Origin of the sequence: Stutzerimonas nitrititolerans (genome assembly GCF_003696285.1) — a bacterium.
Lineage (GTDB): Bacteria > Pseudomonadota > Gammaproteobacteria > Pseudomonadales > Pseudomonadaceae > Stutzerimonas > Stutzerimonas nitrititolerans.
Genome location: NZ_RFFL01000007.1, coordinates 108,254 through 124,075 on the forward strand (window position 1 = coordinate 108,254; position 15,822 = coordinate 124,075).

The 15,822-nt window shown below is 61.7% G+C and carries 11 protein-coding genes; 7 read left to right on the forward strand and 4 right to left on the reverse strand.

Annotation, left to right across the window (positions count from 1 at the left end):
- Nucleotides 1–12: 12 nt before the first annotated feature.
- Together EA795_RS10645 and EA795_RS10650 are read right to left on the reverse strand one after the other, a co-directional pair.
- Nucleotides 13–2,766 carry a response regulator gene (locus tag EA795_RS10645; protein WP_205891483.1) on the reverse strand — a complete coding sequence of 918 codons (2,754 nt, stop codon included), beginning with the start codon at nucleotides 2,764–2,766 and terminating at the stop codon, nucleotides 13–15.
- A 78-nt stretch (nucleotides 2,767–2,844) separates the two neighbouring features.
- Entirely contained in the window at nucleotides 2,845–3,471 is a 627-nt protein-coding gene (locus EA795_RS10650) for a trimeric intracellular cation channel family protein (protein WP_014853338.1), read from the reverse strand.
- 123 nt (nucleotides 3,472–3,594) lie between these two features.
- Between EA795_RS10650 and EA795_RS10655 the strand changes: the two genes are divergently transcribed.
- Together EA795_RS10655 and EA795_RS10660 are read left to right on the forward strand one after the other, a co-directional pair.
- Nucleotides 3,595–4,509 carry an HTH-type transcriptional regulator ArgP gene (locus EA795_RS10655; protein ID WP_122077132.1) on the forward strand — a complete coding sequence of 305 codons (915 nt, stop codon included), beginning with the start codon at nucleotides 3,595–3,597 and terminating at the stop codon, nucleotides 4,507–4,509.
- A gap of 5 nt (nucleotides 4,510–4,514) precedes the next feature.
- Nucleotides 4,515–5,228, forward strand: coding sequence for a 4'-phosphopantetheinyl transferase family protein (locus EA795_RS10660; protein ID WP_122077314.1), 714 nt, complete (start codon nucleotides 4,515–4,517; stop codon nucleotides 5,226–5,228).
- A 144-nt stretch (nucleotides 5,229–5,372) separates the two neighbouring features.
- Here the strand turns inward: EA795_RS10660 and EA795_RS10665 are convergent, their stop codons facing one another.
- Together EA795_RS10665 and EA795_RS10670 are read right to left on the reverse strand one after the other, a co-directional pair.
- Complete coding sequence (locus EA795_RS10665; RefSeq protein WP_014853335.1) at nucleotides 5,373–6,977, reverse strand: ATP-binding protein; 1,605 nt, start codon at nucleotides 6,975–6,977, stop codon at nucleotides 5,373–5,375.
- 53 nt (nucleotides 6,978–7,030) lie between these two features.
- Nucleotides 7,031–7,741 carry a winged helix-turn-helix domain-containing protein gene (locus EA795_RS10670; protein WP_058075476.1) on the reverse strand — a complete coding sequence of 237 codons (711 nt, stop codon included), beginning with the start codon at nucleotides 7,739–7,741 and terminating at the stop codon, nucleotides 7,031–7,033.
- Nucleotides 7,742–8,100: 359 nt separating this feature from the next.
- On the opposite strand from EA795_RS10670, the gene EA795_RS21300 reads away from it, so the two are divergent.
- The 5 genes from EA795_RS21300 (at nucleotide 8,101) to EA795_RS20910 (ending at nucleotide 15,689) form a co-directional block, all read left to right on the forward strand.
- Nucleotides 8,101–8,385: a hypothetical protein gene (locus tag EA795_RS21300; RefSeq protein ID WP_205891484.1), complete on the forward strand. Its 285-nt coding sequence runs from the start codon at nucleotides 8,101–8,103 to the stop codon at nucleotides 8,383–8,385.
- Between the two features lie 144 nt (nucleotides 8,386–8,529).
- On the forward strand, nucleotides 8,530–11,427 hold the full coding sequence (locus EA795_RS10675; protein ID WP_122077134.1) for a ribonucleoside-diphosphate reductase subunit alpha: 2,898 nt from the start codon (nucleotides 8,530–8,532) through the stop codon (nucleotides 11,425–11,427).
- Nucleotides 11,428–11,880: 453 nt separating this feature from the next.
- Nucleotides 11,881–13,128: a ribonucleotide-diphosphate reductase subunit beta gene (locus EA795_RS10680; protein ID WP_122077136.1), complete on the forward strand. Its 1,248-nt coding sequence runs from the start codon at nucleotides 11,881–11,883 to the stop codon at nucleotides 13,126–13,128.
- 62 nt (nucleotides 13,129–13,190) lie between these two features.
- Nucleotides 13,191–14,753, forward strand: coding sequence for an RNA-directed DNA polymerase (locus EA795_RS10685; protein WP_122077139.1), 1,563 nt, complete (start codon nucleotides 13,191–13,193; stop codon nucleotides 14,751–14,753).
- A gap of 99 nt (nucleotides 14,754–14,852) precedes the next feature.
- Nucleotides 14,853–15,689: a hypothetical protein gene (locus tag EA795_RS20910; protein WP_147456296.1), complete on the forward strand. Its 837-nt coding sequence runs from the start codon at nucleotides 14,853–14,855 to the stop codon at nucleotides 15,687–15,689.
- The last annotated feature ends 133 nt before the right edge of the window (nucleotides 15,690–15,822 follow it).

Genomic DNA, 15,822 nt, shown 5'->3' on the forward strand with positions numbered 1-15,822 from the left:
GAGGCTTCGTGACTAGAAGACCCGAGCCTCGCGCGCCAGTCGCTCGATGGCGCTGTCCAGTTCATCCAGTGCGCTGCCGGCGCTCGGGTGGTGCTGCTTGAGCAGGGTCTCGCTGCGTTCGCAGGCCGCGCGCAGCTGCGGCACGCCGCAGTAACGGGTGGCGCCGTGCAGGCGATGCACGCGGTCGATCAGCGCCTGTTGATCCTCGGCGGCACGGGCCTCGCGAATCGACTGGCGGTCGCCCTCCAGCGACGCCAGCAGCATGCTCAGCATATCCGCCGCCAGGTCGGCCTTGCCGGCGGCCAGGCGTAGCCCCTCTTCGGCATCCAGCACCTTCAGTTCGCTCTCCGCCGCGATGCTCTCGGCCGGTACCGCGACAGCGCCCCGCCGCAACGGCAGGCCGGTCCATTTCAGCACCACCTGGGCCAACTGCCGCTCGCTGATCGGCTTGGTCAGATAATCGTCCAGGCCGCTCTGCAGCAGGGAGCGCCTCTCGTTGGAGAGCGCGTGGGCGGTAAGCGCGACTATGGGCAGCGGCGGCTGACCGCTTTCGAGCTCCCAGCGACGGATCGCCTCGGTGGTCTGCCGGCCGTCCATTCCGGGCATCTGCACGTCCATGAAGACCATGTCGAACGATTGCTGCTGCACGACTTCGAGCGCCTGCTGCCCGCTGCTGACGGCCACCACCTCGCCGCCCATGTCGGTCAGCAGGGTTTCGAGCAGCATCAGGTTGGCCGGGTTGTCATCGACACAGAGCACGCTGGGCGGTCGGCTATCGGAAACCGGCATCTGCTCGACCAATGCCTGCGGCGGACGCAGCAGTTCCAGCAACACCTGCTGCAGCTTGCGGGTGCAGGCCGGCTTGCCCTGCAACTGGGTATGGGTGTGGGTTTCGGGCAGGGCGTCGTGGTACTGCGCCTGCTCGCTGGTGGGACAGAGCACGATGCACTTGCAGCCCAACGCCTCGAAGTCCCACAGCCGCTGGCACAGCTGCGGCGGCGAGATTTCACGCATGGTCACACCCAGCACCGCGATCTCGATCGGCTGCTCGCTCGCCCGCGCGGCGACCACCGCATCCTGCAACTGATCGAGGCTGTCGAACGGCAGTACCGCCAGCCCGCAGGCCTCCAGCTGATGCTGCAACGCCTGGCGCGCCAGCGGATGCTGTTCCAGCAGTCCCACCCGGCGCCCCAGCAGCGCGGCACGCGGCAGGTCCTCGGCATCGTCGCGCGCCTTGGGCAGGCTCAGACTGACCCAGAATTCGGAACCTTCCTCGGGAATGCTGTCGACGCCGATCTCACCGCCCATCTGCTCGATCAGGCGTTTGGAAATCACCAGCCCCAGGCCGGTGCCCCCGGGCTGCCGGGAGATCGAATTGTCCGCCTGGCTGAACGCCTGGAACAGCGCGCGCAGGTCCTGATCGGTCAGGCCGATGCCGGTGTCCTGCACGCTGATGCGCAGCTGAGCACGGTCGCTGCGCTCGTCTTCGACCATCGCGCGGACCACCACGGTGCCTTCGTTGGTGAACTTGATGGCGTTGCTGACCAGGTTGGTCAGCACCTGCTTGAGCCGCAGCGGATCGCCCACCAGCGACAGCGGCGTGTCGCGATAGACCAGGCTGACCAGCTCCAGCTGCTTGGCGTGCGCGGCCGGGCCGAGAATGGTCAGGGTGTCCTCGATCAGGTCGCGCAGGTTGAAGGGCACGCTCTCCAGCACCAGCTTGCCGGCTTCGATCTTCGAGAAGTCGAGAATCTCGTTGATGATGCCCAGCAGGCTGTCGGCGGACTTTTCGATGGTCGCCAGGTAATCCTGCTGACGCGGGGTGAGATCGCTTTTCTGCAGCAGGTGGGTGAAGCCCAGGATCCCGTTGAGCGGCGTGCGGATCTCGTGGCTCATGTTGGCGAGGAACTCGGACTTGATCCGGCTCGCTTCCAGCGCCTCCTTGCGCGCCAGATCCAGTTCGATGTTCTGGATCTCGATGGTTTCCAGGTTCTGCTGCACGTCCTCGGTGGCCTGGTCGATGCTCTGCTGCAACTCCTCGCGTGCACTGAGCAGCGCCTCGGCCATGCGGTTGATGCCCGAGGCGAGCTCATCCATCTCGTGGCTGCCCAGCGCCGGCAGCCTGGTTTCCAGATAGCCGTCCTTGAGCTGCGCCACCGCCGCCTTCACCCGGTGCAGCGGCGCGCTGATGGTGCTGCTCATGCGCAACGCCAGCAAGGCGGTGACGATCAGGCCCGCGCCGATCAGCAACAGACTGGTGAACAGGCTGCGGTAGCCGCGCAGCAAGGTGCCCTGGTGGGACAGCTCGAGCTCCAGCCAGCCGACCTGGCGCTCCACGTTGCCCGGCGCCTCGGTGGCGAAGTTCAGATGGCGCCCCTGCACCGGCATCAGGATGCGCGTGGTTTCCAGGCTGCTGACCTGGGTCAGCGCCTCGGGATCGGCCGGCGGCGAGGGGGTGATCATGTTCGGCCCGGCGTGGGCGAGCAGGTTGCGCCCGGTATCCAGCGCCGCCACCGAGCGCACGTCGGGCTGATCGAGTATCTGATTGAGGATGCGCTGCAAGCGCTTGCTGTAACCCTGGGCCATTGCCGGGGCCGCCAGCGGCGCCAGTTGCTCGGCGAGCAGATGACCGCGCTCCTGCAGTTGCAGGCGCATCTCCGAGAGCTGCATCGCGGTGAAGTAGATGCCCAGCACCACTGCCAGCAGCGTGCCGGGCAGCAACGACAGCACCAGCACGCGGCTCTTGATTCCCAGATGTCTCAGCACGGTTCCGTTTCCCTGGTTGACTGGCACCTAGTGTAGCGCTCGACTTCCCTGAATCTGCAACGCATGGTACCGCCGGACTCAATCCAGGCCGCGGATTTCCTTGCCCTGGAAATCCGGCAGCTTCCACTGGAAGGTCATCGCCAGCATGCGGAACAGGAAGCCGGCGCAGAGCGCGACCAGCGACGCGATGCTGTTGCCGATGCCCAACCACAGCAGCCCCACGTAGAGCACGCCGGTGAACAGCGCCACCGTGGCGTAGAGTTCGCGCTGCAGCACCATCGGTACCTGGTTGCACAGCACGTCGCGCAGCAGGCCACCGAAGATACCGGTGATCACGCCGGCCAGCACCACGATCGAAGGGTGCGCCCCCATCTCCATGCCCACGCCGCAGCCGATCACCGTGAACGCCACCAGCCCCAGGCCGTCGACGATGAGGAACACCTTGCGCAGATGATGCATGTGCCGCGCGACGAAGCCGGTCACGATGGCCGCGCCGATGGTGAAGGTCAGGTACTCGGGGTTGGCGATCCAGCCCACCGGATAGTGCCCCAGCAGGATGTCGCGCGCAGTGCCGCCGCCCAGTGCGGTCACGGTGCCCAGCAGGCAGATGCCGAACAGGTCCATGCCCCGGCGCATCCCCATGATGGCACCGGACATGGCTTCGGCGGTGATGGCGACCAGGTAGATGATATGCAGCAACGTCACGGGCGACTCCGGAATGGACAGGCAGGAATGAAAGCGGCGCGATTATGAGGCAAATCCATACTCATGACGCACGAGTAAGTATTTTTAGGCTATACAAACATTTTCTTAATCTGGCGCCACCGCATGAATCTCGATCCCAGGCAGACTGAGGCCTTCCGCTTCGTCATCAAGACCGGCAGCTTCGAACAGGCCGCCGCACGGTTGCACCTCACCCCGCCGGCGATTTCGCAGCGGGTGCGTGCGCTGGAAAGCGCACTCGGCAGCGCCCTGGTGGTACGCAGCCGGCCCTGTCGCGCCACCGCGACCGGCCAGCGCCTGCTGCAATACCTCAAGCGTGCGCGATTGCTCGAATCCGACCTGATGGCCGAACTCGCCGAACGCAGCGACGCGCCGCTGATGGTGGTCGCCGCGCTGAATGCCGACACCCTGGGCACCTGGTTCTTCCCGGCGCTGGCCGAGGTGCTGATTCGCGAGCAGGTATTGCTCGACCTGATCGTCGAGGATCAGGACCACACCTACAACCTGCTCGAATCGGGCCTGGCGGTCGGCTGCATCAGCACCGAACCCAAGCCGCTGCGCGGCTGCACCGCGAGCCCGCTGGGCAGCATGCGCTATCGGCTGCTCGCCAGCGTGGCGTTTCGCGACCGCCACTTCGCCAACGGCCTGAGCCGCAACGCCGCGCGCAAGGCGCCGGTGGTGGCCTATTCGCACAAGGACAGCCTGACCTCATCCTGCCTGCTGCAATGGATGGGATTGCCCGAAGGTGCCTACCCCTGCCACTACGTACCGGGCTCCGAACCGCACTTCAGCGCCATTCGCCATGGCCTGGGCTACGGCATGGTGCCCGAGTCGCTGGCGCAGGACGCCCTGGCGCGAGGCGAAGTCGTCGACCTGGCGCCGGATGCCCCGCTGGACATCTCCCTCTACTGGCATACCTGGAAGGTGCAGTCGCCGCGGATGGAAAACCTGTCACGGCAGATCATCGAAGCCGCGCCACGCATCCTCGCGCCTCCACCCGCGGGAGTTGAGGCACAATGAGCCACATGACCCAGCCACCCACTCTTCCAGCCTGCTGCGCGCCGCTGCTTGATCACTGGCCGCTGCCCCGTGCGTTGCCCGGCGTGCAACTACTCAGTACCCGCTTCGACCCGGAACGGCTTGACCCCGAGGATTTCACCCGCTGGGGCATCGCGCCGCTCAAGGCGGTGAACAAGCGCCAGACCGAATTCCTCGCCGGGCGGATCTGCGCGCACGAGGCGCTGCGACGGCTCACCGGGGCACCGCTGATTCTCCCGGTAGCCGAGGATCGCTCGCCCTGCTGGCCCGCCGGCGTGGTGGGTTCCATTACTCACGGTGCCGGTTGGGCCGCTGCGGTGGCAGCCCGCGCCGAGCACTGGCGCGGTCTTGGGCTGGACGTGGAGAAACTGCTGCCGAGCACCCGCGCCGATCGCCTGGCTGCGGAAATTCTCACGCCCGCTGAACTGCTGGGCTACGCCGAACTGCCCGAAGCACAGCGCGCGCTGCGGGTGACCCTGACCTTCTCGATCAAGGAGAGCCTGTTCAAGGCGCTCTACCCGCTGGTGCAGAAGCGTTTCTACTTTCAGGAAGCCGAGCTGATTCAGCATGATGCCGACGGCCATGCGCGCCTGCGCCTGCTCAACGATCTGTCTCGAGAGTGGCGGACCGGCGCCGAGCTCGAAGGCCAGTTCGCGCTGTTCGAGGGTTATCTGCTGAGCCTTGTCAGCATTCCGAGATAGGTCGGCGTTTCACTAGAGGATCAAGCCGAGCGGGTTCAGCCTGTTGCCTCTGCGGCCGAAAAAATTCGGCCCTACAGAGCACGAGCACATGTAGGGTCGAACTTGTTCGACCTGTGCCCTCTCTGCGGTCGAATGAATTCGACCCTACGGGACAACCTGCTCGCGCGGCCAGGTCAGGCTGAAACGCGCGCCGCCCAGCTCGCTGCTGCCGACCCCGGCGCGGCCGCCATGCCAGTAGATGATCCGGCGCACGATCGACAGCCCCAAGCCATGCCCGCCCGACGCACGTGTGCGGCTGTCGTCGAGCCGCAGGAAGGGGGTGAAGATGCGCTCCCAGGCCTCCTCCGGTACGCCCGGCCCATCGTCGTCGACCACCAGCCGAGCCTGTTGCGCGTCGATGATGAAGCTGACCTGCACCCGCGTTTCGGCGTGGCGCATGGCATTCGTCACCAGGTTGCTCAAGGCGCGCCGCAGATAATGCGGCTCGGCCTGGGCCCAACTGCCGCCGTCGGCCACCACGAGGCAATGACCGCGCTCTACCGTCACGTCCGCACGCAGGGGCGCCAGCTCGCCGATCACCTGATCGACCAGCGCCGCCAGGTCGACCGCGCTGAAGGCCAGCGCCGGCGAACCGCGTTCGAGGCGGGTGTACACCAGCATCTCGTCCACCAGCCGGTCCAGGTCCTCGATATCGGTGTCCATGCCATCGAGGTACTTGCCGCGGGTGGCCGCGTCTTCCGCATCACCGGCCATCTCCAGACCGAAACGCAGCCGCGCGACCGGCGTGCGCAACTCGTGCGCGACCGCGCTGACCATCTCGCGCTGGACCGCCAGCAGGCGCTGCAGATGCCTGGCCATGTCATTGAAGGCGGCCGCCAGACGCCCGACCGAATCGGTGCCGGCATCCGGCACGCGCACCTCCAGATTGCCGCTGGCGATGCGCGTGGCTGCGCCTTCCAGCTCGCTCAGGCGCTGTTCCAGCTGACGCACCAGCAGATAGACCGTCAGGCCGATCAGCGACAGCCCCAATACTCCGATCAAAAGCAGCAACTGCGCGGGATAGGGGTTCATCTGGTACAGCGGCCCCAGCTGCATGATCCAGGGTGTGCCGGCGACGGCGGCGAACACCCGGATCGCGTCGCCGCCGCGATCGAGCGCCATCACCGTATCGCCCTCATCCAGGCGGCGGCGCTGATCGTCGTCGAGGTTGGCATTGTCGCGGGTCAACAGGCTCAGCTCGTAACCGAAACCGTGCCTGGCTTTGAGCTCCGCAAGCCGCTGGGGCTGTTCCTCCTCGGGATAACGCACCAGTTCGTCGATCAGCAGGTAGATGGTGGCCCGCGCCAGCTGTTCGCTGACCTGCTCGACATCGCCGGTCAGCACCAGCCCGTCGCTGGCCCTGACCAGCGCGTACACGGTGACTCGGCCCGGATGCAGCGACTCGACCAGCACCTGGCCGCGCAGCAGGCGGGCTTCGAGGCGGCTCTCCAAACTCACGTCCGAGAGGGTGCGTACCCGTAGCGGAATGCCCAGCAGGCGCCCCCAGAGATTGGCCGCCTGGCGCCTTTCGATGGGCGTCATGCTCTGCATGTTGTACGCCATCAGGCGGAAGGTGCCGCCGGCCAGGCTTTCGCGATGCTTGTCGGCGCGGACCTCGTTGAGCAGCTGCAGGCCGCCAGCGCCCAGCAGTGCCACCAGCACCAGCACTGCCAGCATGCCGCCGTAGATACGCAGGAAGATGGAATTCATCAGGCGTCCAGGGTCTCACGCGCGACGCACAGCGGGATCACCGGCGGCATCGCTCAGGCAAAGGCTTCGGAGACGAACAGATAGCCCTTGCCACGCACGGTCTTGATCAGGCGCGGATGCTCCGGGTCATCGCCGATCTTCGGCCGGATGCGCGAAATGCGCACGTCGATGGAACGATCCTGGCCGTCGTATTCGATGCCGCGCAACTGGGCAAAGATCTCCTCGCGGGAAAGAATGCGCCCGCCATTGGACGCCAGCAACCAGAGCAGGTCGAACTCGGCGCCGGTCAGCTCGATCAGCTGTTCGCGCAGCCAGGCCTCGCGCAGGGCGCTGTCGATCACCAGCGGGCCGAATTGCAGCCGCCTGGCGTTCACTGCCACGCCCTCTGGGCTCTCGCGGCGGCGCAGCAAGACCCGGATCCGCGCCAGCAACAGCCGTGGGCGCACCGGCTTGCAGACATAGTCATCGGCGCCGGTTTCCAGCCCCAGCACCTGATCGAGATCGTCGGCCCGCGCCGTGAGCATCAGGATGGGGCCGTCATAACGATCTCGGACCTTGCGGCAGATCGACAGGCCGTCTTCGCCGGGCAACATCAGGTCAAGCACCACCAGATCGGGCGCCTCCTCGACGATGCGCTGCGCCGCGAGTGCGCCATCGGCCTCGATGGAAACCTGCAGGCCGTTGCTTTCCAGATACTCGCGGGTCAGCTCGGCCAGCCGCTGATCGTCCTCGACGATCAGGATGCGCCAGGCACCTTGTTCCATCTACTTCACTCCCTCAATGCTTCGGCCGATTGTATCTTCACGGCGCAGCGGGATGGCAATCGCGACAGCCCCACCGGATTCATCGCCGTGATGACGGCGAGCTCCCTACCAGGCCAGGTAACCGGCCAGCGCTGCGGACAATAGCCGGAGCGCCCCAAGCGGTCATTTTTCCGAACACTACATATAGTGTTTTCGCAATGCGGGCGAAAGGCCTTGAGCAGGCTCAATTCCCACGGCATTTCGTCGGTTGCCCGCTATCCCTTGGCCCATGCGGCCTGCTTTGGCGCCGGCCTTTTTCACCCACAAATCGCCCACATGTTATCCACAGGTTGTTCCTGCTCCGCGCCTTGATTTAGGTCATGATCGGCACTATCGTGTCGCCCGCTTGCGATCAGGCCCAATATGTTGGGGCTGAAATCAGCCAAAGACACAAGATCGCAAAAAAGCAAGGCATTTATTTCAACGCCTCACCCGGCACCCACGACATCGCCCCGCAAGCCAGGAAACAGCGCGTTCGGCAGCAGATGGAGGTACCGGGGCGATGCCTCTCCCGATGCCCATGGATGGTTGTCCCACCAAGCGCATCACACTATATGTTGTGTTTCAAGGTTGTGATCCTCACGGGTGATGACTATGCTTCGTGACATTCGATTCGTAGCGTCCTTCAGAGACATCCCATGCGTCGCGCACCAGCGCGCGCCACTGTAATAACCGAGACCACGGGCCGCGGCAGAATGGCCTTGATACCTAACGTGCGACAGCGACATAAAGAGAATCCGGAGACCCCCATGCAGAACGAGTCCATTCGCGAGAATTCGCAGGCAGCCGATACCACACCGGATCTGGCCGCCACCGCGCCGGGCCAGCTACGCGTGATCAAGCGCAACGGCACCGTGGTGCCCTACACCGATGACAAGATCACCGTTGCCATCACCAAGGCCTTTCTCGCAGTGGAAGGTGGCAGCGCCGCCGCTTCCTCGCGCATCCATGACACCGTCGCGCGCCTGACCGAGCAGGTCACCGCCACCTTCAAGCGCCGCATGCCCTCCGGCGGCACCATCCATATCGAGGAAATCCAGGACCAGGTCGAACTGGCCCTGATGCGTGCCGGCGAGCAGAAGGTCGCCCGCGACTACGTGATCTACCGCGAAGCCCAGGCCACCAAGCGCAAGAGCGCCAATGCCGGCAGCGACATCGCCCAGCCGCACCCGAGCATTCGTGTCACCCAGGCCGATGGTAGCCAGCGCCCGCTGGACCTGGGCCGTCTGCAGACCATCATCCGCGAAGCCTGCGAAGGCCTGGCCGAAGTCGATGGCGCGCTGATCGAACGTGAAACCCTGAAGAACCTCTACGACGGTGTCGCGGAAAAAGACGTCAACACCGCCCTGGTGATGACCGCGCGCACTCTGGTCGAGCGCGAGCCGAACTACTCCTACGTCACCGCCCGACTGCTGATGGACACCCTGCGCGCCGAAGCGCTGGGCTTCCTCGACGTTGCCGAAGCCGCCACCCACCACGAGATGGCCGACCTCTACGCCAAGGCGCTGCCGGCCTACGTGGAAAAAGGTGTGGAGTTCGAGCTGCTCGACCCGCGCCTGAAGGAGTTCGACCTGGCCAAGCTGGGCGCCGCGATCAACCATGAGCAGGACCAGCAGTTCACCTACCTCGGCCTGCAGACGCTCTACGACCGCTACTTCATCCACAAGGACAACATCCGCTTCGAGCTGCCGCAGATCTTCTTCATGCGCGTCGCCATGGGCCTGGCCATCGAGGAAGAACAGCGCGAAGCCCGCGCCATCGAGTTCTACAACCTGCTGTCGTCCTTCGACTACATGGCTTCCACGCCGACGCTGTTCAACGCCGGCACCCTGCGTCCGCAGCTGTCCTCCTGCTACCTGACCACCGTGCCGGACGACCTGGGCGGCATCTACGATTCCATCCGCGATAACGCCCTGCTCTCCAAGTTCGCCGGCGGCCTGGGCAACGACTGGACCCCGGTGCGCGCGCTGGGCGCCTACATCAAGGGCACCAACGGCAAGTCCCAGGGCGTCGTGCCCTTCCTGAAAGTGGTCAACGACACTGCCGTGGCCGTGAACCAGGGCGGCAAGCGCAAGGGCGCAGTCTGCGCCTATCTGGAAACCTGGCACCTGGACATCGAGGAATTCCTCGAGCTGCGCAAGAACACCGGTGACGACCGCCGCCGCACCCACGACATGAACACCGCCAACTGGATTCCGGACCTGTTCATGAAGCGCGTGTTCGACGACGGCAAGTGGACCCTGTTCTCGCCGAGCGAAGTACCCGACCTGCACGACCTCACCGGCAAGGCCTTCGAGGAGCGCTACGAGTACTACGAGGCGATGATCGAGTACGGCAAGATCAAGAACCACAAGACCCTGCAGGCCAAGGATCTGTGGCGCAAGATGCTCTCCATGCTGTTCGAGACCGGCCACCCCTGGCTGACCTTCAAGGACCCATGCAACCTGCGCAGCCCGCAGCAGCACGTCGGCGTGGTGCACAGCTCCAACCTCTGCACCGAGATCACGCTGAACACCAACAAGGACGAAATCGCCGTCTGCAACCTGGGCTCGGTCAACCTGCCGAACCACATCGTCGACGGCAAGCTCGACACCGCCAAGCTGGAGCGCACCGTGCGCACCGCCGTGCGCATGCTCGATAACGTCATCGACATCAACTACTACTCGGTGCCGCAGGCGCGCAATTCCAACTTCAAGCACCGCCCGGTGGGCCTGGGCATCATGGGCTTCCAGGACGCGCTGTACCTGCAGCACATCCCCTACGGTTCCGATGCCGCCATCGATTTCGCCGACAAGTCCATGGAAGCGGTCAGCTACTACGCCATCCAGGCCTCCTGCGACCTGGCCGACGAGCGTGGCGCCTACGAGACCTTCCAGGGTTCGCTGTGGAGCCAGGGCATCCTGCCGCTGGATTCGCAGCAGATCCTCATCGAAGCTCGTGGCCAGAAGTACATCGACGTCGACCTTTCCGAGTCCCTGGACTGGGCCCCGGTACGTGCCCGCGTCAAGAACGGTATCCGCAACTCGAACATCATGGCCATCGCGCCGACCGCGACCATCGCCAACATCACCGGCGTGTCGCAGTCCATCGAGCCGACCTACCAGAACCTGTACGTGAAATCGAACCTGTCCGGCGAATTCACCGTGATCAACCCCTACCTGGTACGCGACCTCAAGGCGCGCGGCCTGTGGGACGCGGTGATGATCAACGACCTCAAGTACTACGACGGTTCCGTGCAGCAGATCGAGCGCATCCCGCAGGAATTGAAAGACCTCTACGCGACCGCCTTCGAAGTGGAAACCAAGTGGATCGTCGACGCCGCCAGCCGCCGCCAGAAGTGGATCGACCAGGCGCAGTCGCTGAACCTCTACATCGCCGGCGCCAGCGGCAAGAAGCTCGACGTGACCTACCGCATGGCCTGGTACCGTGGCCTGAAAACCACCTACTACCTCCGTGCCCTGGCCGCGACCAGCACCGAGAAGTCCACCGTCAACACCGGCAAGCTCAACGCCGTGTCCAACGGCAGCGGCGACGGCTTCAGCGGCAGTCCGGCGAAGGCGGCTCCGACCCCGGAACTGTCCGCCGGCCCGGCACCGGTACCAAAAGCTTGTGCCATCGATGAGCCCGACTGCGAAGCCTGCCAGTGAGTTAACTGGCGCACGAACCTGAGCGGCGCCCGCGTTGTTGCCGGGCCGCTTCGGCTCCTCACGTACAACAGTACGCTCCGGGGCCAAAGCAACCCGGCGCCTAGCGCTCACTCACTCAGTTTCGCGCTCGCACCGAGCTGCCGCTGATAAGCGTGCTCTTCGTAGGAGCGAACTTGTTCGCGAAACGCTATCCGCCAACTCACAACCTGAGTTAACGCATAGCCGAAGCCACCTCAAAACCCATCCCCTCGCCCCTCCGGGGAGAGAGCTAGGGTGAGGGGCAGCCCCACCAGACAACACAAAAGGCCGGCCCTAAACCCCGACCTAATACAGAACACCGGGACCCGGGCACCACCGCCCTCCCCTGAAGGAACACCGCTTTTGCGTGCAAACCAAAAGCCACCCGAACACTTCCGACCGGCTACCACCGGTCCCCAATCAGGAGAAACCGCCATGCTGAGCTGGGACGAATTCGACGAAGAAGAAACCACCACTGCCGCGCCGGCCGCCGCTGCCGCACAGCCCGCGCAACAGAACACCGCCAAGCTGGACAACGAAGCCGCCGGCTCCGTCGAAGAAGCCCGCGCCGTCGCCGCTGACGACTCCGCTGCCATCGCCCGCGCCAAGCAGGCGCTCAACGAGCTCGACATCCGCGAAGGCCTCGCCGAACTGGAAGGCGAATCCGCCCGCGTTCACGTCGGCGACAAGCAGATGATCAACGCCCGCGCCGACCTCAACCAGCTCGTACCCTTCAAGTACGACTGGGCCTGGCAGAAGTATCTGGATGGTTGCGCCAACCACTGGATGCCGCAGGAAGTGAACATGAACGCCGACATCGCCCTGTGGAAGAGCCCGGACGGCCTCTCCGAGGACGAGCGCCGCATCGTCAAGCGCAACCTCGGCTTCTTCTCCACCGCCGACAGCCTGGTCGCCAACAACCTCGTGCTGGCCGTGTACCGCCTGATCACCAACCCCGAGTGCCGCCAGTACATCCTGCGCCAGGCCTTCGAAGAGGCGATCCACACCCACGCCTATCAGTACTGCATCGAATCGCTGGGCATGGATGAAGGCGAGATCTTCAACATGTACCACGAGATCCCGAGCGTCGCGAAAAAGGCCTCCTGGGGCCTCAAGTACACCCGCTCGATTTCCGATCCGACCTTCCAGACCGGCACCGTCGAGACCGACAAAGAATTCCTGCGCAACCTCATCGCCTACTACTGCGTGCTGGAAGGCATCTTCTTCTACTGCGGCTTCACCCAGATCCTCTCCATGGGCCGCCGCAACAAGATGACCGGCACCGCCGAGCAGTTCCAGTACATCCTGCGCGACGAGTCCATGCACCTGAACTTCGGCATCGACGTGATCAACCAGATCAAGATCGAAAACCCACACCTGTGGGACGCCGCCATGAAGGACGAAGCGACCCAGATGATCCTCCAGGGCACCCAACTGGAAATCGAATACGCCCGCGACACCATGCCCCGCGGCGTCCTCGGCATGAACGCCGCGATGATGGAGGACTACCTCAAATTCATCGCCAACCGGCGTCTGACGCAGATCGGGTTGAAGGAAGAGTATCCGGGCACCACCAACCCGTTCCCGTGGATGAGCGAGATCATGGATTTGAAGAAGGAGAAGAACTTCTTCGAGACGCGGGTGATTGAGTATCAGACGGGTGGGGCGTTGAGCTGGGATTGACCCTCTTTAAGCCAAGGCAGCGTGTTGCCTTGGCTCATCTAAGATTGCCTGAAGGTGGCTTCATGCTCACGGATGAATCGCTTGAGTTTGCAAGGCAACATATTTTCTGGTTTTACGACACTGACTTCTACCCCAAGCCATTCGAGTTCAAGGCGCTTTGGCATTCATGGGAAGAAGTCAAACAGTACCTGATCTCAACTCCCATACAACAACTTCAGACGACGAATCCGAAAGTACTACCTTGGCTCAAAGCGAAGGGTGGCTATCGTGTGGTACACCAACTTGAACCCTTAGACGCCCTCATCTACACAGCCCTCGTCTATATTTGCGCCGCCGACATAGAACAAGCAAGAATGGTACCTTCCGTTGCTTGTTCCTACCGCATATCTCCGACCGACTCGAGTTTCTTCGCCCATGGCTCAGGGTTCCCGCTATATCGAAATAGCTGCGAACTTCTATCCAGCCGGCACAATTACGTACTCTCTACCGACATTAGTGATTTTTATAATCAAATATACCTTCATCGCATCGCCAACTCTATTGAAGCTGTAAGCACCTTTCCGAAGATCGGATCCACCATCGAAAACTTTTTGATGCGATTAAATAACAAGGCTTCCCAAGGAATCCCCGTTGGCCCTGCCGCGTCAGTTGTACTTGCAGAAGCTATATTGATTGACATCGATCAATTCATTGCAAACAACCACGTGGAGCATGTTCGGTACGTAGATGACATCCGTATATTCTCCGACTCGCAGAAAGAGCTAGAAGAAATCCTTGAAAGATTGGTTATTTACTTGCACGACCAACATCGACTTAGCTTGTCCGGTGAAAAAACCAGCATCAGAACCACTGACGAATTTCTTCATGAAGAGCTTCAAAACCAATATCAACTCGAGAAGCTAGAAATTCTAAACGACATTGAAGCAGGGAATCCGTATGAAATATATGAAGAGCCTGAAGATGCCGATGCGTTAGATGATGCTGAGGACAACACTAGCGAAGATAATCTATCGCAGACCCTGCTGGATGCTCTGGTGAGAGCCAAGAATTTTGGCTATGTCGATCTTGCCGTTTTGCGCGCTATCATTCGAAGGGCGAAATCACAAAAAATCCCAGATCTAGCGGAATTCATACTCACCGATATCGCCTTTTTCAGGCCAGTGATAAATGACGTAGCCTTGTACTTAGACTCGCTACCTTCGGCAGCTTTGTTGAAGCTGAAGGCGCTATTTTCTAGTTTGTGTAGCGATAGAAAGCTCGAAAGCTTGAGCACAAGAGTATGGATGGAATGGCTCCTAACGAGGCATCCCGATCTCCTTCAAGAGCAGGCCATTCGAAAATATGTGTACTCAGGGAACACCATAGCCGCCTCATCTGCAGCAATCATTCAAAAGAACCAAGCATGGGCCAAACAAGCAAAACAAAATTTACTTAGCCTTGCCTCTTGGAATCGCCGAGCCTCTATCTATTCGCTAAGTGCGCTATCCAATGACGAGAAGAACAAATTTATCTCACACATAATGCAAAACCCGACAATGACAGCAACCGACAAGTGGGTTTGCAAGTGGGTCAAAGATGGCTGCCCAGAGCTAGACTTTGTTGACCTTGATGATATATTTGGGTAATACCTTCCCGCTTAGATGAAAAATTCCATCTCAGAAAAATAAAAAACCGAGAACGACTCCTCCCTCTATTATCGTCATACATACACGAAAGGCTCTAGCATGAATGAAGCTCAGCTGACGGCGTTGGCAACCGTGCTTTTAGTTCTCGTGGGCGGCGCGCAAGTTGGTATTCTTTTGGGACAGCGGCAACAACAACGGCTCGACTGGGCAGAGATGTATCGACGCAGGTGGATTGAGCTAAAGGGAGATTGGGCAACGGTAGTGTTTCTTGGACGACGAGCTTCTGATTACTACCAAGTAGCCCATCATGAAGACTTGCAACGCCTTCGCGAGGCGACGCAGGCCACTTCCAATAGCGTAGCCTCATCGTGGGCTCAAGCATCGGTACGTAATATTTGCGGGATGCTAAGCGACCTCTGCTCCCGGGTACTCCAAGGTCATATTCAAGTACAAGACGTCTATCCGATCTTTGGAAGTGAACTGCTCAGGCAGGGAGCTCCGTTACGAGTGCTCCTTGATGGGAACTCAAGTCATTTGCAAGCTTACGGAAGGTTGGGACCGACAGAAGAAGAGAAGCGTCACGATATTCTTCGCAGAGAGATGACGACGTGGCTCGTTTGTCACGATGGAATACGAAGACGCTGTTTGATCATGATTGATTTACTTTGGGCCGAGGCAGCGAGGCTTGAAGATCTTCCTCCTTATGAATTAATACAAGCCGCCAATATTAAGAAGGGAACTGGTCATCTAAATCGGGCTAGGCTTCGCACGGAAGCGTTTAGGTTAAATCGGTGGTGGTCTTGGAGGAAGTGTCTTCGATTAGCTAACTATCTGCGTCATTCGGAATGGCGCCACGTTCCTTGGCGGAGAGGGCTAAGCAAAACGCGGCTGAAAAAGCTCGATGATGCTTGGACGAAGCGATACCTAAACACCTAGGCCTCTGCAAAAGGGGGGAATTGAGCGAGGTAGCCTGGAAGTGACGCGTGGAAAAGGCTTCGCCGTTTTCCACCCTACGGTTCTACCAATGCAAATGTTGACAGGCGCCACCAAACGCCCCTTTCAGAAGAGT